13 protein-coding genes are annotated in these 18845 nt (G+C 64.7%); 9 read left to right on the top strand and 4 right to left on the bottom strand.

Going from position 1 to position 18845, the window contains the following annotated elements:
- Positions 1-137: 137 nt before the first annotated feature.
- The 3 genes from AC56LH_RS08895 to AC56LH_RS08885 are packed head-to-tail and all read right to left on the bottom strand — an operon-like array spanning position 138 to position 4615.
- Positions 138-1979, bottom strand: a complete 1842-nt coding sequence (locus tag AC56LH_RS08895) for a glycoside hydrolase family 28 protein (protein ID WP_499645608.1) — start codon at positions 1977-1979, stop codon at positions 138-140.
- Between the two features lie 2 nt (positions 1980-1981).
- Entirely contained in the window at positions 1982-3202 is a 1221-nt protein-coding gene (locus AC56LH_RS08890) for a BT3233 family polysaccharide utilization protein (RefSeq protein WP_499645607.1), read from the bottom strand.
- Between the two features lie 15 nt (positions 3203-3217).
- On the bottom strand, positions 3218-4615 hold the full coding sequence (locus tag AC56LH_RS08885) for a glycoside hydrolase family 88/105 protein (protein WP_499645606.1): 1398 nt from the start codon (positions 4613-4615) through the stop codon (positions 3218-3220).
- Positions 4616-4814: 199 nt separating this feature from the next.
- Here AC56LH_RS08885 and AC56LH_RS08880 point away from each other — a divergent pair, with 199 nt between their 5' ends.
- Both AC56LH_RS08880 and AC56LH_RS08875 read left to right on the top strand, forming a co-directional pair.
- Positions 4815-5639, top strand: a complete 825-nt coding sequence (locus tag AC56LH_RS08880; protein WP_499645605.1) for an NAD-dependent epimerase/dehydratase family protein — start codon at positions 4815-4817, stop codon at positions 5637-5639.
- A 17-nt stretch (positions 5640-5656) separates the two neighbouring features.
- On the top strand, positions 5657-6532 hold the full coding sequence (locus AC56LH_RS08875) for an aldose 1-epimerase (RefSeq protein ID WP_499645604.1): 876 nt from the start codon (positions 5657-5659) through the stop codon (positions 6530-6532).
- A 258-nt stretch (positions 6533-6790) separates the two neighbouring features.
- Here AC56LH_RS08875 and AC56LH_RS08870 read toward each other — a convergent pair whose 3' ends face one another.
- Positions 6791-7933: a GGDEF domain-containing protein gene (locus AC56LH_RS08870; RefSeq protein WP_499645603.1), complete on the bottom strand. Its 1143-nt coding sequence runs from the start codon at positions 7931-7933 to the stop codon at positions 6791-6793.
- 301 nt (positions 7934-8234) lie between these two features.
- Here AC56LH_RS08870 and AC56LH_RS08865 point away from each other — a divergent pair, with 301 nt between their 5' ends.
- The 7 genes from AC56LH_RS08865 to AC56LH_RS08835 all read left to right on the top strand — a co-directional run bounded on the left by AC56LH_RS08865 (position 8235) and on the right by AC56LH_RS08835 (position 18580).
- Positions 8235-8564: a hypothetical protein gene (locus tag AC56LH_RS08865; RefSeq protein ID WP_499645602.1), complete on the top strand. Its 330-nt coding sequence runs from the start codon at positions 8235-8237 to the stop codon at positions 8562-8564.
- 81 nt (positions 8565-8645) lie between these two features.
- Positions 8646-10634 carry a TonB-dependent receptor gene (locus AC56LH_RS08860; RefSeq protein WP_499645601.1) on the top strand — a complete coding sequence of 663 codons (1989 nt, stop codon included), beginning with the start codon at positions 8646-8648 and terminating at the stop codon, positions 10632-10634.
- A 279-nt stretch (positions 10635-10913) separates the two neighbouring features.
- Positions 10914-12152 carry a porin gene (locus AC56LH_RS08855; RefSeq protein WP_499645600.1) on the top strand — a complete coding sequence of 413 codons (1239 nt, stop codon included), beginning with the start codon at positions 10914-10916 and terminating at the stop codon, positions 12150-12152.
- 10 nt (positions 12153-12162) lie between these two features.
- Complete coding sequence (locus AC56LH_RS08850) at positions 12163-12570, top strand: hypothetical protein (protein WP_499645599.1); 408 nt, start codon at positions 12163-12165, stop codon at positions 12568-12570.
- 57 nt (positions 12571-12627) lie between these two features.
- Entirely contained in the window at positions 12628-14202 is a 1575-nt protein-coding gene (locus tag AC56LH_RS08845) for a methyl-accepting chemotaxis protein (protein WP_499645598.1), read from the top strand.
- A 358-nt stretch (positions 14203-14560) separates the two neighbouring features.
- Complete coding sequence (gene garD / locus AC56LH_RS08840; protein WP_499645597.1) at positions 14561-16102, top strand: galactarate dehydratase; 1542 nt, start codon at positions 14561-14563, stop codon at positions 16100-16102.
- Between the two features lie 42 nt (positions 16103-16144).
- Positions 16145-18580 carry an alpha/beta fold hydrolase gene (locus AC56LH_RS08835; RefSeq protein ID WP_499645596.1) on the top strand — a complete coding sequence of 812 codons (2436 nt, stop codon included), beginning with the start codon at positions 16145-16147 and terminating at the stop codon, positions 18578-18580.
- Positions 18581-18845 lie beyond the last annotated feature (265 nt).

Genomic DNA, 18845 nt, shown 5'->3' with positions numbered 1-18845 from the left:
ATCGGGGTGGACACGGAAGGTCCACCGGCGCTGCATTTATTTATCTGGTCAGGCCAGTTTTTAGATTCTATGACACAACTTGCAATTTTGGTCAGGCCAATTAAAAAATATTTTAATTTGGCCTGACCTGTTGCGAGTCAGGTCTTTTTATGCAGGACCTGCTTGTATCGCTTGCCGCCGATGGTGACGTTGTCGAGCGTGATGTCCACGGCGTTGTGCACGAACCACGGTTGCGCGGTGTTGACGGGCGTGCCGAAATCCGAATCGCTGATGCGCACGCGCGCGATCGGCGGGATCGCCGTGCCTGGCTTGCCGTTGAAGCTTGACGCCACGGGGCCGAGCAGCACGAACGCCTGGTAGCACGAGAATTGCCCCTTGCCCGTAGTGACATTCTTCGTGCGGACGTTGCGGATGTCGATGTCCGATACCTGCGGCGGGCGATTGCGCATCGCGTCGTCGCCCGGCACGTAATCGCAGTCGATCGTGACGATGGCGCCGGCGCCAGACGCCACCGGCTCCTTGATGTCGCGCGCGCCGGCCAGCGGCTTGTACAGGCCGGGTTCAAGCGCCACGCCATTGGGCAGCATCACGTCGCGCACGTACAGGTGGCGCAGAAAACCGCCGCGGTTCATGTTCGTCTTGAGCCGGATCGCCGTGTTCAGCGGATCGTCCTTCCAGTGCGTGTTACGAAAATCGAGCTGCTGCGCGTACACGTGCTCGATCCCGCCGGCCATCTCGCTGCCAAGTGTGACGCCGCCATGGCCGCTGTTCATCACACAATTCTGGATGACGATATTGCGCGTCGGGCCGTGTTGCGTGTCGCTGTTCTTGCCGGCCTTGATCGCGATGCAGTCGTCGCCATTATTGAACTGGCACGCGTCGACCAGCACGCCATCGCAGGCTTCCGGATCGAACCCGTCGCTGTTCGGACCCAGGCTTTCCATGTTCACGCGGCGGATCAGCAGGTCCTTGCAATTGACCGGATGGTGCAGCCAGAACGGCGCCGCATTGACCTGATAACCCTGCAGCAGCACCTTGGTGCAACCAATCAGCTCGATCATGCAGGGACGCAAAAAGTGGCCATGCCCGAACACACGCCGCTCGACCGGCACGCCGGCCTCGGACAGCGCCGGCAGATAGCGCGAGTCGGTCTGCCACCGGTTTCCCTCGCCCTGGATGCTCGCCTGCAGCCCTGCGTCGATGCCGGGAACGACGCGGTCGAGCGGGGCGTTGGCCGGGTTGGCGGCGACCTCGGTGCGGGTGCGTTTGGGTTGGCCGGGCTGGGCGCGGCCCTTCCAGTCCCACCAGCATTCGGCTTGCTGCGCAAAGCCCGGCTCGAACGGCACGCCGCCCTGGCCATTGAGGATGCTGGTCCAGTCCTCACCCGTCAGGGCGATATTCTGCTGGTCGATCGCATACACCATCGGCGAATAGTTCAGGCAATCGTTGCCCTGCCAGCGCGACAGCACCAGCTTGCCGTTGGCGCCGCAGTCATGCGCGCCGTGGCGCGCGTAGTGATCGGGGTTGGCCGAAAAGTGCACCCGTGCACCGGCGGCCAGATGCACGTGGACGTTCGAGCGTAGCACGATCGGGCCCGCGCAATACCAGTCGCCTTTCGGGATGACGACACGGCCACCGCCCTTGGCGTGGCAGGCGGCGATGGCAGCGGCGATGGCCGGATAGCTGTCCGGCGAGCCGGGCGCCGGCGTGTCGAGCATGCCGCCGACGAGCGAAGCGACCTGGCCCTGCACCTGCACCAGCGACGCCGGCTTGGCGCCATAGGCGGTGACGTCGAAGTCTTCCTTGCGAAACACCAGCGGCGTGGCAAAGCGGGCGATGATGTCGTTGGCGCGCTGCCACGGGTCAGGTGGCGTTACCGTTTTGCGGGTGGCGGGGGCAGCCGCGGTGACGCCGGAGAAGAGCAGCGAGGCTGCCGGCACGGTGCGCAGCAGCGCGCGGCGTTTCGGGTGAAATGGCATGGTCAGTTTCCTTTGGTCGGTGCGATGGTCACGCGCACCGGGCTGGCGTCGCGCGCTGCGACGGTTGCCGCCTCGCGTTGCCACAGTTCGCGGCTGGTGATCTCGCCCGCGCGGCGCCAGGCGCCGCCGGCGTAGTAGCGCAGCGGTGTGCCCGGCGTGGCTTTGGCAACGATCAGGTCGTTGAGCGCATCCTGGGCGAAGCCTTCGGCCGCTGGCAGCACGACCGCGGTGCCGAACGCGTCGTTGCTGGTCTGCTCGACCCACTGCAGCAGCACCTTGCCGTCGCGGGTGGTGGCGATTTTTGGCGACTGGCCCTTGTCGGCCGGCGTCTTGTTCAGGCCCACGGCCACCGTCAGCGGGCCGTCGCCGCTGGCGGTGAAGGTGCTGTCGATGCGGTCGAACCACTGGCCGGCGTCGACCGTGAAGCGTTTGACTTCGCTGACCTGGCGCCCGTTCGCGTCCCACGGTGCGTAGTGCAGTTCGAACACGGTGCGGATCGGGCCATTGGCCAGGATCCTGAAGGTTGCGTAGTTCACGCCCGGGTACAAGGTCTCGCCGCTCCAGACGCCGATACCGCCGGCACCGCGCGACTTGCCGACGTTGTACATGTCCATGCCTTCGCCCTGGTCCTTGTGATAGTGATCGTGGCCCTTGTTGTACCAGCGGTCGACGATCGGATAATCGACGCGCTTGAACCAGATATCCAGGCCGCTGGTCACCAGGACTTCCTTGACGACGCCGGCCGGCGCGGGCGCTGCCAGCGCCGGTCCGTACGTGCGGTGGGCGATCTTGTCGTTTTCCCACGCGAAGTCGTCCAGCCGCTCGGGCACCTGACGCGCAAAGGTCTTGATCGGGAAAGGCGGGGCGACGCCGTCGATGCGTTCGATGGTGAAGTTTGCGCTCTTCTCACCAGCGGCAAAGCTGTGCTGGAACAGCAGTTCACCGTAGGCGACGCCTTCGTGCTTCGGGTCCTTCGCCTGTGGCGCGATATTCGTCACCTGGTGCGGCAGCACGCGGCCACGCGCATCCTTCACCGCAATTTTCTGCACCATCGCGCCGGGCAGGGCGGCATTGACGTCCTTCCACGGGATCGAGATGGTTTCGGAGGGGCGGGCGATTGCCAGGTCCTGCTGGACGGTCACGCGGATGCCATCCGCCTGGGCGTGCGCCAGCGGCGCGGCCACTGCGGGAATGAGCAGCGCGGCGAGTACGAGTCGGTTCATGATGTCACTCCAGGGTCAGTGGTGTTCGCGGTAATCGGTCTGCCCACCCTTGGGCATGTAGTGGTAGGTGCGCACCTTGTGCTGCACTTCGAACGCGGGGTTCGTCACCAGGCGGATGATCTCGGCGCCGGCCAGCAGCATCGGGCCATAGCCGTGCAGCGCATCCACGCTGGTCGGGCGGTTGTAGTAATAGACCATGTCGCCGGCCAGCGTCGTACCGACGCACGTGCCTTCGACCTGGCCCAGCGCCGTGATGCGGGTCGACAGCGCGTTCCAGCCGGTTTGCGCGATCGAGCCGTAGGTCGTCGGGCTGACCCAGCCCTCGTTGACGGCATGCGCGATCACATACGTGAAGATCGCGCTGGCCGAGGTTTCGAGATACGAGTCGTTGCGGTCGATCATCTGGTGCCACAGGCCGCTGCCGCTTTGCAGTTCGGCGATGCCCTTGAGCGATGCGCGCAGTTGCGCCAGCACTTTCGGGTAGCCCGGATGGTCCTTCGGCAGCACGTCGAGCAGGTCGGACATCGCCAGCACTGCCCAGCCATTGGCGCGCGCCCAGTAGAAACGCGGCGCGTCCGGGTGATTCGCATGCCAGCCGTGCGTGTATAGGCCGAGCTGCGGATTGAACATGCGGCTCGACATGCCCATCACGTTAGCGACTGCATCGTCGAAGTACGCGCGCTCGCCCGTCAGGCGGCCCATCTCGGCCAGCGCCGGGATGCTCATGTACATGTCGTCGGCCCACAGCGAGACTTCCTGCGGGCGCTTGCGGGCCATCGTGCCGTCGTCCAGCCGGAACTGGCGCTTGGCGACCCAGTCGCTGCAGGTATCGATCATCGGTTTCAGGTCTGGCCCGACCTTGGCGGCGCGCGCACGCATCAGGGCCGCGCACATCGAGCCGGCGTCGTCGAGCGAGCGCGGATCGAGAAAGCGCGAGAAGCTGTTGCCGCGTTCGAGCTTGAACTGCTGTTCCTGGGCGCGGAAATACGGTAGCGTCTCGGCAAAGAAGGCGAAGTGGCGCTTGGTCATCGCGGTAAAGCCGGGGTCCTTGGTGACCTGGGCCGCCTTGAGCAGGCCCGAATGCACCACGCCCATCTCGTACACCTGGATGCCGTAGTCGCCGGCGCTCTTTTCGAAGATGGCGTCCGCACTCGGCTTTTTCAGGTCCGTGATCGGCTGGCCGGTGCGCTTGCTGACGATGCGGGTTGGCGTCGCGTGGTCCATGAAGGCGCGGATCGCCTGCAACTGGGCGGTGACCTCGGCCACCACCGGCTTCTTGTAGGGGATCGGGTAGGTGCCTTCGCCGGCGTCGCCCAGGTTCGTGTTGTCGGTATTGCGGTATTGACCCTGGGCCAGCGCGGGCGAGGATACCAATGCGCAGCCCAGCAGGGCGGCAACGAAGTGCAGTTTCATTTGTCTCCAATCGGCATCGTGATATTCACTGTTGTATTACCTGTGTTCGGGAAGTGCAGGTAACGCTCTTTTGGTCGGCTCATTCTAATTTGGTCTGACCAAAATCGCAAGCTGGACTAGCCACTTTTCGATGTTGTATGGCATACTTTCCCCGGACAAGGTCGCGGCAGAATTTAATAGAACACATGAGGAGACGGGCATGACCCAAGCAGTACAGAAAGTCGGCAAACCATTCAAACGCATCCTGCTGACCGGCGCCGCCGGCGGCCTGGGCAAGGTGCTGCGCGATCGCATCAAGCCGTGGGCCGACGTGGTGCGGCTGTCGGATGTCGTCGACATGGGCGACGCCCGTGAAGGTGAAGAAATCGTCCAGTGCGACCTGGCCGACAAGGAAGCGGTCATCAGGCTGCTCGAGGGTGTGGATGCCGTGCTGCATTTCGGCGGTGTGTCTACCGAAAAGCCGTTCGAGCCGATCATGCAGGCCAATATCCTGGGCGTGGCGAATCTGTACGAGGCGCTGCACAAGGCTGGCACCAAGCGCGTGATCTTTGCCAGCTCGAACCACGCGATCGGCTACCACCGCACGACCGAGATGCTCGACGCGAATTCGCCGACGCGCCCGGACAGCTACTACGGCCTGTCGAAGGTGTTCGGCGAGCAGATGTCGCGCTATTACTACGACCGCTTCGGCATCGAGACCGTCTGCGTGCGGATCGGCTCGAGCTTCCCGGAGCCGGCCAACAAGCGCATGATGAGCACCTATCTCTCGTATGACGACCTGACCGAGCTGCTGCGCTGCGCGCTGTTTGCGCCGCGCGTGGGCCACACGATCGTCTACGGCATGTCGGACAACGACAGCGTCTGGTGGGATAACCGCCTGGTCGCGCACCTGGGCTTCAAGCCGAAGGACAGCTCGCGCACGTTCGCGCACCTGTTCCCGGATTCGGCCGAGTTCCCGGCCCCGGACGATGTGACGACGATCTACCAGGGCGGCAAGTTCCTGCTCGACGGCCCGCAATACTGATGCCGGCGGCGCGCCCCATGCTGCAACGCCTCGTGCTGCAAAACCGCAGCCTGTCGGCCGTCATCGTGCCGCAGATCGGCGGCGGCCTCGCGCGCCTGGACTGGCTGCGCGGCGCGGAGCCGGTGCCGCTGCTGCGTGGCCTGCCGCCCGATGTCACCGACATGCCGCAGCCCGGCCAGCTGGCCTGCTTCCCGCTGGTGCCGTGGTCGAACCGGATCGCGCCATCCGGCTTCGAGTACGACGGCCAGCGCTATGTGCCGACACCGAACCGCCCGGGCGAAAAGGTGGCCATTCACGGCGATGGCTGGCAGCAGGCGTGGGACGTGCAGTCGCTGACGTTCGATTCGATCCTGCTGCGCCTGACGCGCCACACGTTTGCGCCGCTCGCGTATGACGCCACGCTGCGCTACACGCTCGATGGCGATGCGCTGATCGTGGAACTCACCGTGCGCAATGCGGGCACGGTGGCGCTGCCATTCGGCCTTGGTCTGCACCCTTGGTTGCCCGACCCGGGCGGCGCGCAGCTGCAGGCGCGGGCCGATGCAGTCTGGCTGTCGGGCCCGGACAAGCTGCCATCGAGCCGGCGCGCCGTGCCGCCTGCGTGGGACTACCGCACGTTCGCGCCGCTGCCGAAGGAGGCCGTCGACAACGCGTTCGCCGGCTGGGATGGCGTCGCGCGCGTGCGCTGGCCGGGGCGGGGCGTGGGTTTGCACATCGAGGCGGCGATGGATTACTTCATCCTCTATGCGCCGCCGGGCCGCGACTTCTTCTGCTTCGAGCCGGTTGATCATCCGATCAACGCCCACAACATGCCGGGCTATCCCGGTTTGACCGTGCTGTCGCCGGGGGCCAGTGTGAGCCGTTCAGTGATCTTTCGGGGCGAATCGCTGTAAGGAGCTGACCACCAAGTTCGATGAGTCAGCTTTGAAAACCACCAAAATCCACGTACGTGCCGCGTGGTCGAGGAATTTGTCGTGAATGACTGAAAGATCGGATCCCGGCTTTCGCGCTGGCAGCTAATCGATCATGCGGCAGCATCGCGAGCAGCCCCAGCGACCGGGTTTACCTTATACGACCACAGATCGTGAACTGCCTGATTGCCCGCGCTGGCCATCAGATGCCCAGTGCCGCATGCCGCCGAGCCTGCGCCCTTATGCCGCCTCGCTGCGGTCGCGGCCGGCCGCCTTCGCGCGGTAGAGGGCGGCGTCAGCGCGCGCCATCAGGGCTTCCAGGCTCTCGTCTGCGGTCTGCTGGCTGGCGATGCCGATGCTGACCGTGTAATCCGGCACGTCGCCGCCGCGCGCCGCAAACAGCGACGCCTGGATGCGTTGCGCCATCGCTTTCGCCCGCTCGGCCGTGGTTCCCGATAGCAGCACGATGAATTCCTCACCGCCGAAGCGCGCCACGTGGTCGATCTCGCGCAGGGCCGAGGTCGTGATGCGCGCCGCATGCTCCAGTACCTGGTCGCCGACGGCGTGGCCGTGCTGGTCGTTGATGGTCTTGAAGAAGTCGAGGTCGATGCTCAGCAGGGAGATGGGCGCGCCGTGGCGCTTCATGCGCGCGACCTCGCGCCGGTAGGCGGCGGCGAAACCGCGTCGGTTCAGCACCCCGGTCAGCGGGTCCGTGCAGGAACGGTGCTCCATCACAACCTGCAGGCGCCGGGTGGCGACGGTCATGAAACCGACTGCCATCATCAGCGTCATGAAGTTGGCGGTCAGCAGGAAGACCCCCTGTACCGCGCCGTTACTGGCGTTGCTGGTGCCAACCGCGCCATTGAGCGCTGCAACTGCCCGCAACAGCAGCACCATCGACTGCACCAGCAATAGCGAGCCGAAGAACCAGGTGGAGAAGTGGCGTTCACCATGGCGCACCAGCAGCACCAGCTGCGCCGCGTAGAACGACAGCGTCAGCAATGAAAACACGGCGACCCGCAACGCGTAGTTCTGGGTGATCACGTACCAGCCGATCAGACAGACCATGCCGGCCACCCACGTCAGCGCCAACCACCACCAGCTCGGCTTACGGCCATAGAATAACTGGGTGCCGATCAGCATCAGCCCGGCAGCGCCCAGCATGGTGCTATTGGCCACGAACAGCAACAGCCCTTCAGGCATCATTGGCCCCACGCAGAACAGCACCCCGCTGGCCGTCAGCGACAACATGCCGAGCGCCTGGTGGCCCAATCCCCGCACTTCAGCAGGGAAGCTACGGTACGCGGAAAACAACACGACGGTCATCGCCGCCGCCATCATGGTCGACGTAAGAACGACGGTGGTAGGATCGAGCAATATCACAGTGGTAAATCGGAAGAAATCGTGATCCGCGAGGATACCAGCAACCTTGACCATGCCGTAAGGACAGTCGCTATTCCGGTCGTTTCTCCACAACAGGACTGATTTTGCCCCTGTATAACCGGGAACATCCTATGGTCCAATGAGCACTGCTGTCCGGAGCCCGCCGGGGCGGCGGGCCCTGATGCAGAGCGCTCGTCGCCGCCACGCCTGTTCAATGCAACTAATTCGCAATTGCTGATGGTTGCTGTCGCAACCGGCTCCCATCACGTAGAATGCGCGGGCCAACCACCATTCGCCCCGCATGCCACGTTCCATTCTTCATTGCCTGCTATCGCTGTTATTGCTCGTCTCGCAGCAGATGGCGCTGGCGCACGGGCTGTCACATTGGCACCCGGCGCAGCAACGCCAGAGCATGCAGCAGGCGGGTGGCCAGCCGGATGCGCCTGCGCTACAGGAGTTCTGCGCCGAATGCGCAGCCGGCGCCCAGCTCGATGTCGCGCTGCCGCTGCCGCAATACATTGGCCATCTACCGCAAGCGGCTATGGCCGGCCCACTGGCGCTGGGCACCGAATGCGCGCGCGTGCAGCCCGTACGCGCATGCCTCCCGCGCGGTCCCCCTCGGGCGAACTGATTCGATCTGCAGTTATCGATGTATTGCCGTGGCGTCGCCATGGCAGTGCCGTTCGCACCCATTTTGCTCGAGGTTGTCACCATGAATATTCAACGTACGCTGCTTGCCAGCGCCATCCTGCTCGCCTGGAACATGCCGGCACAGGCCCAGTCGGTACGCAACGCCGACACCCAGCAGGTGATTGTCACTGCGTCACCGTTTCGCAACGGTGAAAACGACCAGATTCTGACCCCGGCGAAGGTACTTGCCGGGGACGAATTGCGCGACAAGGCCGGCAGTTCACTCGGCGAGACGCTGTCGCAGGAGCTCGGCGTGTCGGCCTCGGCCTTTGGCGCCGGCGCCTCGCGTCCCATCATTCGTGGCCTGGAAGGTTCGCGGGTGAAAATGCTGGAAAACGGCATGTCGGTGTCCGACGTGTCGGGTTTGTCGAACGACCACGCAGTGTCGGCTGAGGGCGCGGTCGCGCGCCAGATCGAAATCCTGCGCGGCCCGGCTGCCTTGCTGTACGGCTCGGGCGCGATCGGTGGCCTGGTCAATATCGTCAACGAGCGCATTCCGACCCATCTCGAAGCCACGCCCACCGGCCAGGTCGAGACCCGCTACAGCACGGGCGACAACGGCAAGAATGTGTCCGGCACCGCGGACGCCGCCAGCGGCAAGATCGCGCTGCACGTCGATGGCAACTGGCGCGATACCGACGACTATCGCATTCCCGACCGCCGGGTCCTGCAGGACGCCGACTCGGCGATGCGCCGCCTGCCGCACTCGGATACGCGCGAAAAGAACCTTGGGGCCGGCGCCTCGTGGGTCGATGACTGGGGTTACGCCGGCGTGTCGGCATCGCACCTGACCAACCTGTACGGGATTCCGAGCGCCGAAGGTTCGCGCATCGACCAGAAACAGGACCGCTATGACTTCGACAGCATGCTGAAGCAGCCGTTCAAGGGTGTCGAATCGCTGCGCTTCAAGGCCGGCTACACCGACTACGAACACGCCGAGCTGGGCGAGGACGGTCCCGAGGTGCTCTTCAATAACCGCTCGCTGGAAACGCGGCTGGAGCTCACGCACGACGCCATTGCCGGTCTGCGCGGCACGATCGGTGCCCAGACCGAAAACACGCACTTCTCGGCGCTCAATGCCGAAGGCGGACCGGACACAGTGCCGCTGACCCACTCCAAAACGACAGCCTTGTTCATGGTGGAAGAGGGCGATGCCGGGCCGCTGCGCATGAGCGCCGGCGCGCGCTACGAAAACGTCAAGCGCGAGCCGGTGGGCGGCAGGCAGCGCACCTTCGATCTTGGCTCCGGCTCGCTGGGCGCCGCCTGGCCGTTCATGCCGGGCTACAGCGTCGGTGCGACGCTGTCGTACGCGCAGCGCGCGCCAGCGATCGAAGAACTGTACTCGGCCGGGCCGCATGATGCGACCGCGACCTTTGATATCGGCAATGCCGACTTCGGCAAGGAAGCCTCGCGCAACGTCGAACTCACGCTGCAGAAGAACACGGGCCTGGTGCGCTGGAAAACCAACCTGTTTCGCAACAACATCGACAACTACATCTTCGGCCGGATTGGCAGCGACCTGGTCGATGAGGATGGCAACCCGGGTGACGAACTGCGCACCCGCACGTTCGAGCAGCGCCGTGCCCGCATTCATGGTGCCGAAGCCGAGCTGACCTACAATCCGACCGGCGCTGGCTGGTCGGGCCGGCTGTTTGGCGACACCTCGCGCGGCAAGCTCGCCGATGGCGGTGGCAACCTGCCGCTGCAGCCGGCGGACCGGATCGGCGCCAGCGTCGGGTACCGTGAGGGGGCGTGGCGCGGCGGCCTGTCGCTGGTTCATGCGCGCGGGCAGGATCGCCTGGCCGCCAACGAAAACCAGGACACCCCGGCGTACAACCAGCTCGACGCCAACCTGTCCTACACGCAGCGCGTGCAGGGGCTCGACCTGACCTGGTTCGTCCTGGCCAAGAATATCCTGAACGACGATATTCGCCTGTCGACATCGGTACTCAAGGACGTTGCGCCGTTGCCAGGCAGGCGTGTCGTGCTGGGTGTCAGGACGGCATTCTGACGGGCCGGTAGCGCAGGGCAGTACCAGGCTGCGGCGACCGGTCGCAGCCTGGTGTTATCTCCTGTGTTGGAAAGCGATTGAAGTAATTGAATTGCAATAATGCGTTAGAAGTTCACAACAAAATCACACTTATTGAACAGATAAAGTGACTTTTTGTGAATTTTCGTTGCGGCAACAGTTTCTACATGGATACAATTGCCTCAGCAAATGCGATGCGGCGCAGGCCATGTCGCCGTTTTTGCATTCAATAAACTACTTCACCGCATTCCCCAGGAAATTATGAAAACACGTAAAATCGTGGTGGCACTCGCTTTGCCATTCGCCGTCGCATCTGCCTTTGCTCAAGACAATAATGCCGTTCGTATCAGCGGTTTCGGCACCGGTGCCCTTACTTTCTCCGATACCGACCAGGCTGAATTCGCCCGTTCGAACCAGTCGTCCGGTGTCAAGAAGGATCCACGCACCGGCGTCGATTCGAACCTCGGCCTGCAGGCCGACTACACCATCAACTCCTGGTTGTCGGTTACCGGCCAGGGGCTGGTGCGCAAGGACGGCGAAGACAGTTTCGGCGCCGAACTGTCGTGGGCCTTCGTCAAGGCCAAGCTGTCGGACGACCTGAGCATCCGCGTGGGCCGCATGGCGATGCCGGCCTTCATGATTTCGGAATACCGCAACGTCGGCTACGCCAACACCTTCCTGCGTCCGCCGCAGGAACTGTATTCGCAGATGCCGCTCAATAACATCGACGGCGCCGACATCACCTGGCAGCAGCAGTACGCCGACACGACCGTCACGGCGACCGCCGCCTACGGCCGCAGCGACTTCAAGACCTCGGGCGGCCCAACCGCCGAATCCCGCGACCAGTACGCACTGAACCTGACGGCCGAACATGGCCCGTTCATCGTGCGCGTGGGTCGTAGCGGTACCAAGCTGTCGTCGGAGAGCGCGCAACTGGACGCCGCCGTGATCACGTTCAACAATACCGCTGCCGCATTCAACGTCCCGCAAGTGGCGGACATGGGCGAGCTGCTCAGGACCAAGGATCGCAAGTACACGTTCACGTCGGCTGGCCTGTCCATGGATTGGAACAATATCGTCGTGCTGACCGAATACGCCAAGCGCAAGATGCCGGATTCGTTCCTGGGTTCGTCCAAGTCGTTCTACGTGATGGGTGGTTACCGCATCGGCAAGTTCCTGCCGTACTACACCCGCGCCAAGATCATGTCGAAGGGTGTGACCAACACCATTCCTGCGAACTGCCCGGCAGGTGCCTCGTTCGTGTGCGCGCCAACGCTGGCGGCGCTGTCGGGCCTGATGAACACGCTGACCACGGCCATCGATGGCACCAGCCAGACCACCGACAGCATCGGTGTGCGCTGGGACTTCATGAACTCGGCCGCACTCAAGGTCCAGATCGATCGCATCAAGCCGCAAGGCAATGGCCAGTTCATCAACGTCCAGCCCGGCTTCAAGGGGCCGGTGACCGTCGGCGCAGTCGCAATCGACTTCGTGTTCTAAGGAATTACCAATGAATCAAATGTTCAAAGCAAGCATGATCCTGAGCGCCCTGTTGCTCGCACTGCCGGCCGCTGCCGAAGTCGTCGTCGTCGTCAATGCGAAAGCTGCCGAGTCGTCGCTGACCAAGGACCAGGTGTCCCAGTTCTTCCTGGGTAAATCGACCGCGATGACCCCGGTCGACCAGGCCGAAAATGCGCCGGCGCGTGCCGAGTTCTACAAGAAGGTCACGGACAAGGATCCGTCGCAGATCAAGGCCCTCTGGTCGAAGCTGGTCTTCACCGGCAAGGCCACGATGCCGAAGGAAGTCGGCGACAACGCCGGCGTCAAGAAGGCGGTCGCGGCTGACCCGAAAGCAATCGGCTATATCGACAAGAGCGCGGTCGACGCGTCGGTCAAAGTGGTCTACTCCGGTTCCTGATCATTTATCGGTACCCCGCCGCGCGTGCGGCGGGTTTTGACTTCAGGAGCAGGCAGCATGAGTATCAAACGCAGGATCTGGGCATTGCCGATCATCTCGGCCATCATCTTCACCCTCGGGGTTGCCGTCAGTGCCGGCATCGCCAACAAAGCACTCAATTCGATCCACACCACCGAAAGCGTGGATTACCCGGCGCTCGACATCAGCAAGGAACTGGCGGGCGACATCGAGTCGGTCACCAATGGCTTGCGCGACGCTGTCAGCGAAGGCGACAAGGCGCGCCTGACGCAGGTTGGCGAGCAGGCCAACAAGGTACGGGCCAAGCTGGCCAGCTTCGGCAAGATCGACGGCATGGGACCAACCGGTGAACGCCTCAGCAAAGAATTCGAACAGTATTACGCACCGGCCGTTTCGGCGGCCAAAATCATGCTCGAGATGGAGCAGGGCGATCCGCAGGCGGTCGTGACGCGCATGCAGTCGACGCTCGCGACCTTGACGACCGACGTCGCCAAGGTCAATGAACAAGCGCAGCAGCAATTCAAGGCCGGCATCACGCGCAGCGAAACCAGCGTGACGAATGTCGTGACGGTCACCATCGTCACCGGCCTGATCGTGATCGCCGTGCTGATCGCCGTCTCGTGGTTCATGGTACGCACGGTCTGGCAGCAACTGGGCGGCGAACCCGAATATGCGCGCGACATCGCCCGCATGGTCGCCGACGGTAATCTGTCGATGGCGATCCGTATCGAACCGGGCGACAACAGCAGCCTGCTGGCCGCGCTGTCCGACATGCGCGATCGCCTGGCCAATATGGTGGCCGGCATCAAGACCTCGGCCGACACGATCGCATCGGCCAGTGGCGACATCGCCAGTGGCAATGCCGACCTGGCCAGCCGCACCGAACTGCAGGCCGGTCGCCTCGAAAACACGACCCGTGCGATGGAAGCCTTGACCGACACCGTGCGTACCAATGCCGCCAACGCCAACCAGGCCAAAGACCTGGTGGTGACGGCCAGCGACATTGCCACGCGCGGCGGTGAAGTGGTGGGCAACGTCGTGTTGACGATGAGCGCCATTAATACGTCGGCCACCAAGATCGTCGAGATCATTTCGGTGATTGATGGCATCGCGTTCCAGACCAATATCCTGGCGCTGAATGCGGCCGTCGAGGCGGCGCGGGCAGGCGAGCAGGGCCGCGGTTTCGCGGTCGTGGCCTCCGAAGTACGCAACCTCGCCCAGCGCAGTGCCACCGCCGCCAAGGAAATCAAGGAGCTGATCGGCGACTCGGTCTCCAAGGTCGACGCCGGCAGCGCGCTGGTGGACCAGGCAGGCAGCACGATGGAGCAGATCGTGGCCGCGGTGCGCCGCGTGCAGACAATCATGGGCGACATCAGCGACGCCGGCCAGCGCCAGAGCGAAGGCATCGAGCAGATCGGTCTGGCGATCAGCGACATGGACCAGATGACGCAGCAAAACTCGGCCCTGGTCGAGGAAGCATCGGCAGCGGCCACCTCGCTGACGGACCAGACCGCGCAATTGTCGGAAGCCCTGGCGGTGTTCAAGCTGGACACGTCGACGCCAATGTCGATCAGCGGTGGCCGCCCGGCACCGTTGAAGTTGGCGCATCACTGATGCTGTCGGCACCGGGGATGCTGCTGCCTGCAGCGTCCCCGGTGCCTGATTCATCGCCAGGCGAGTGATGCCCCGGCCGTCGTTGCAGACCATACCCCCTTCAGTATCCTGCCGGAGTCGCGGTCCGCACAGGCCGCACCCACCGCTGTCACCCCAATGATTCCCTTGATTGCTGAACCGCTCACCCGGTAGCGTGCCGTGCCCGTGACGCTGTCACAGCGTTGCGCTTTGTGTCACTTTGGTCAGGCCATTCATATTTGGTCCGGCCAAATTGGAGATGTGGACTAGCCGCATTGGAACGTTTTATGGCATACTAAAAACGATCCTCCCAACTTCAGCCGACAGGCAGACACGACACATGAACCACGACCTTCCGCGCACGATCCGCATGCAGCCAGGCGACAATGTTGCCATCGTCGTCAACGATGGCGGCCTGCCCGCCGGTACCGTGCTGCCCGGCGGGCTGGTGCTGCTCGAAGGCGTTCCCCAGGGCCACAAGGTCGCGCTGAGCGATCTGGCCGACGGCGAACCGGTGATCCGCTATGGCGTGACGATCGGCTACGCGAGCGGTCCGATCGCACGCGGCAGCTGGGTATCCGAGCGCGTGCTGCGCATGCCGGCGGCGCGCTCGCTCGACGACCTGCCGGTAGGTACCCACGCCGTCGCTGCCGGCCCGCTGCTGGACGGGTACACGTTCGAGGGCTACCGTAACAAGGACGGCTCGGTCGGCACCCGCAACCTGCTGGCCATCACCAGCACCGTGCAGTGCGTCTCGGGCGTGATCGAGTACGCCGTGCGGCGCATCCGGGACGAACTGCTGCCGCGCTACCCGAACGTCGAAGACGTGGTCTCGCTCGAGCACGTGTATGGCTGCGGGGTGGCAATCGACGCGCCCGGCGCCGACATTCCGATCCGGACCATCCGCAACCTGTCGAAGAATCCGAATTTCGGCGACAACGTGATGGTCGTGAGCCTGGGCTGCGAAAAGCTGCCACCGGCGCGCCTGTTCCCGGCCGGCTCGATCCCGATCGGCAATGGCGCGCCGTCGGTGGTCACGCTGCAGGACCAGCAGCATGTGGGCTTCATGTCGATGATCGACGCGCTGATGGTCACCGCCGAACGGCACTTGCAGGAACTGAACGCGCGCCGCCGCGAAACCTGCCCGGCGTCCGACCTGGTGGTGGGCGTGCAGTGCGGTGGCAGCGATGCGTTTTCGGGCGTGACGGCCAATCCGGCCGTGGGTTACGCAACCGACCTCTTGGTGCGCGCTGGCGGCACCGTGATGTTTTCCGAAGTGACCGAGGTACGTGACGGCATCGACCAACTGACCGCGCGCGCCGCGACGCCGGAAGTAGCGGCAGCGATGGTGCGCGAGATGCAGTGGTACGACGATTACCTGGTGCGCGGCAGTGTCGATCGCAGCGCCAACACGACGCCCGGCAACAAGAAGGGCGGGCTGTCGAACATCGTGGAAAAGGCGATGGGCTCGATCGTCAAGTCGGGCAGCACGGCCATCACCGGCGTGCTCTCGCCGGGCGACAAGCTGACGCAGAAGGGCCTGATCTACGCAGCGACCCCGGCCAGCGACTTCATTTGCGGCACGCTGCAGATGGCCGCCGGGATGAACGTGCACATCTTCACCACCGGGCGCGGCACCCCGTACGGCCTGGCCGCGGTACCGGTCATCAAGGTTGCCACCCGCACCGAGCTGGCGCGCCGCTGGCATGACCTGATGGACCTGGACGCTGGCACCATCGCCAGCGGCGAGGCGAGCATCGAGGACGTCGGCTGGCAACTGTTCCGCATGATCCTGGACGTGGCGAGCGGTCGCAAGACCTGGGCCGAGCACTGGAAGCTGCATAACTCGCTGGCGCTGTTCAACCCCGCACCCGTGACCTGAACGATGGCTGCGGCTGCAAAGGGCGCAGCGTGCAAACGCATCGTGTTGGCCTGCCTTGCGCTGGGCACGCTCGCGGCGTCGGCATCGGCGCCGGCAACGGCGCAGGCACGCTACGACGCCGACACCACCTACAACAAGCTGGTACGCGACTACCCGTTCATCCGGATTGCCAGCGCCGACGCGCCGGCGCCGGTGCAGGTGCGCAAGGACATCGTGTACGCGACGCGGGGCGCACTGACCCTGGCACTGGATCTGTACCTGCCGGCAGCGGGCGACGCTCCGGCGCCGCTGGTGGTGCTGGTGCATGGGGGTGGCTGGGCCAGCGGCGAGCGCTCGAACATGGCCCCGCTGGCAGCGCGCCTGGCTGCGCGCGGTTATGCGGCGGCCACCGTCAGCTATCGTCTGTCGGGCCAGGCGCGCTATCCGGCCGCAATCGATGACGTCAAGGATGCACTGGACTGGCTGCGCGCGCAGGCGCCCGGCCTTGGCCTGGATCCGGCGCGCGTCGCCATCGCGGGCGGTTCGGCCGGCGGGCAGATCGCGGCGCTGGTGGGCATGACCCGGCCCGACGCGGTGCGCGCCGTGGTCAATATCGACGGCCTGTCCGATTTCACGTCCGAACTGGCGCTGCGCTTCGAAGACGACCCGGCCAAGCGCCCGTCGGCGGCGGGCGCCTGGTTCGGCGGGCGCTATGCCGAGCAGCCGGCACTCTGGCGCGACGCCTCGCCGCTGACGCATGCCGGCAAGGATAGCCCGCCGGTGCAATTCATCGTGGGCGCCGCGCCGCGTTTTTCGAGCGGACGCGAAGCGTTGGCGGCCACGCTGGCCAGCCACGGCATCCTGACCGATACCGTGGCGCTGGACGGCGCGCCGCATTCCTTCTGGCTGTTCGACCCCTGGCTGGCGCCGACCGTCGATGCGATGGTCCGCTTCCTGGGCAAGACGCTCGGGCCGGTATCCGCGCGCGCGCCGTGGTCGCCCGACCTCGGCAACGGCCTCTACCGCAATCCGATTTTGCACGCCGATTATTCGGACCCCGACGCGATCCGCGTCGGCGAGCGCTACTACATGGTGTCATCGAGCTTTGCCAACGCACCGGGTTTGCCGCTGCTCGCGTCAAGCGACATGGTGAACTGGGAGCTGTTGGGCCACGCGCTGACGCAACTCACGCCGCCGGCCTCATTCGCCGCGCCCCAGCCCGGCAAGGGCGTGTGGGCGCCCAGCCTGCGCCATCACGACGGGCGCTTCTGGATCTTTTATCCCGACCCGGATCACGGCATCTACGTCACCACGGCCACCGAGTTTGCCGGCCCGTGGAGCGCGCCGCACCTGCTGTTGCCCGGTAAAGGCATCATCGATCCGGCCCCGCTGTGGGACGACGACGGGCAGGCCTGGCTGATCCACGCATGGGCCAAGAGCCGCGCCGGCATCAACAACGTGCTGACGCTGCGCCGCATGGCGCCCGACGGACGAAGTCTGCTGGACGAAGGCCGGGTGATCATCGACGGCAACCGTCTGCCGGGCTACCGGACCCTGGAAGGGCCGAAGCTGTACAAGCGGAATGGCTGGTATTACGTGTTCGCGCCGGCTGGTGGGGTCGAACAAGGCTGGCAATCGGTGTTTCGCTCGCGCCGGATCGAGGGCCCCTACGAAGACCGGATCGTGATGGCGCAGGGCGCAACCGGCATCAACGGTCCGCATCAGGGCGCCTGGGTCACGACGCCGCAGGGCGGGGACTGGTTCTTTCACTTTCAGGACCTGCGCGCCTACGGCCGCGTGGTGCATTTGCAGCCGCTGCGCTGGTTAGACGACTGGCCGCTGATCGGTGAACCGTCCGCCACGCCGGGCGTTGGCCAGCCGGTCATCGAGCACAGCAAGCCGGTGCCGGGCGTGTTTGCGCGCCGCGAGCCTGCCACGGGCGACGAATTCGACGGCGCAGCGCTCGGCCGCCAGTGGCAATGGGCCGCCAACCCGCAATCCGGCTGGTATGCGCTTGGCGCCCGTCCCGGCATGCTACGCCTGTTCGCGCAGCCAGCAGCGCCGCTGCGCACGCTGGCGTCGGTGTTGACGCAGAAATTCCCGGCACCGGCCTTTGGCGTGACGGCCAGTGTGGAACTGCGCGCGGGGCACGATGGCGATCAGGTTGGGCTGGGCATACTGGGACTATCGAGCCAGTGGTTCGGGCTGCGCCGGGTCGACGGCAAGCCACGCATGGTGGCAGCGCGCTGTGAAGCAGCGGACGAGTGCACTGAAACGCTGGGGCCGGCGCTGGCCGGTTACAAGGTACTGCTGCGCGCGCACGTGACGCATGGCGCGCGTGTGGCATTCTCGTACAGCCAGGATGGGACGGTGTTCGCGCCGCTGGGCGAGCCGTTTGACGCTGCGATGGGGCGCTGGGTTGGCGCACAGGTCGGCTTGTTCGCGACCGGCGCACAGGGCGCTTGGGTGGACATCGACTACGTGCGCGTGACGCCTTGAGGGGCGGGTACAGAGCGCTGTGTCGGACGTGTTGTCGTTGATGCGCACGTCGCGCACTTTGTAGAGACGCCACGGCTGAGCCGCATTGGCGGAATCCTGAGATTGCAATTGTCTGGACGAGTAGTAGCGTTCGACACGAGCTATCTTGCGAGGCTGGCCTGTCAAGCGATGCTGTTGTTGCAAATGCTGTCGATCATCGCGTCAGCAACGTGTTTTGCACCAATTGCTTCGCCGAATGCAGTGCGATATGGCCTGCAGGACACGC

The sequence above is a fragment of the Telluria sp. LT1R51-2 genome (assembly GCF_059685775.1).
This window is presented reverse-complemented; position numbering and strand designations above follow the sequence as displayed.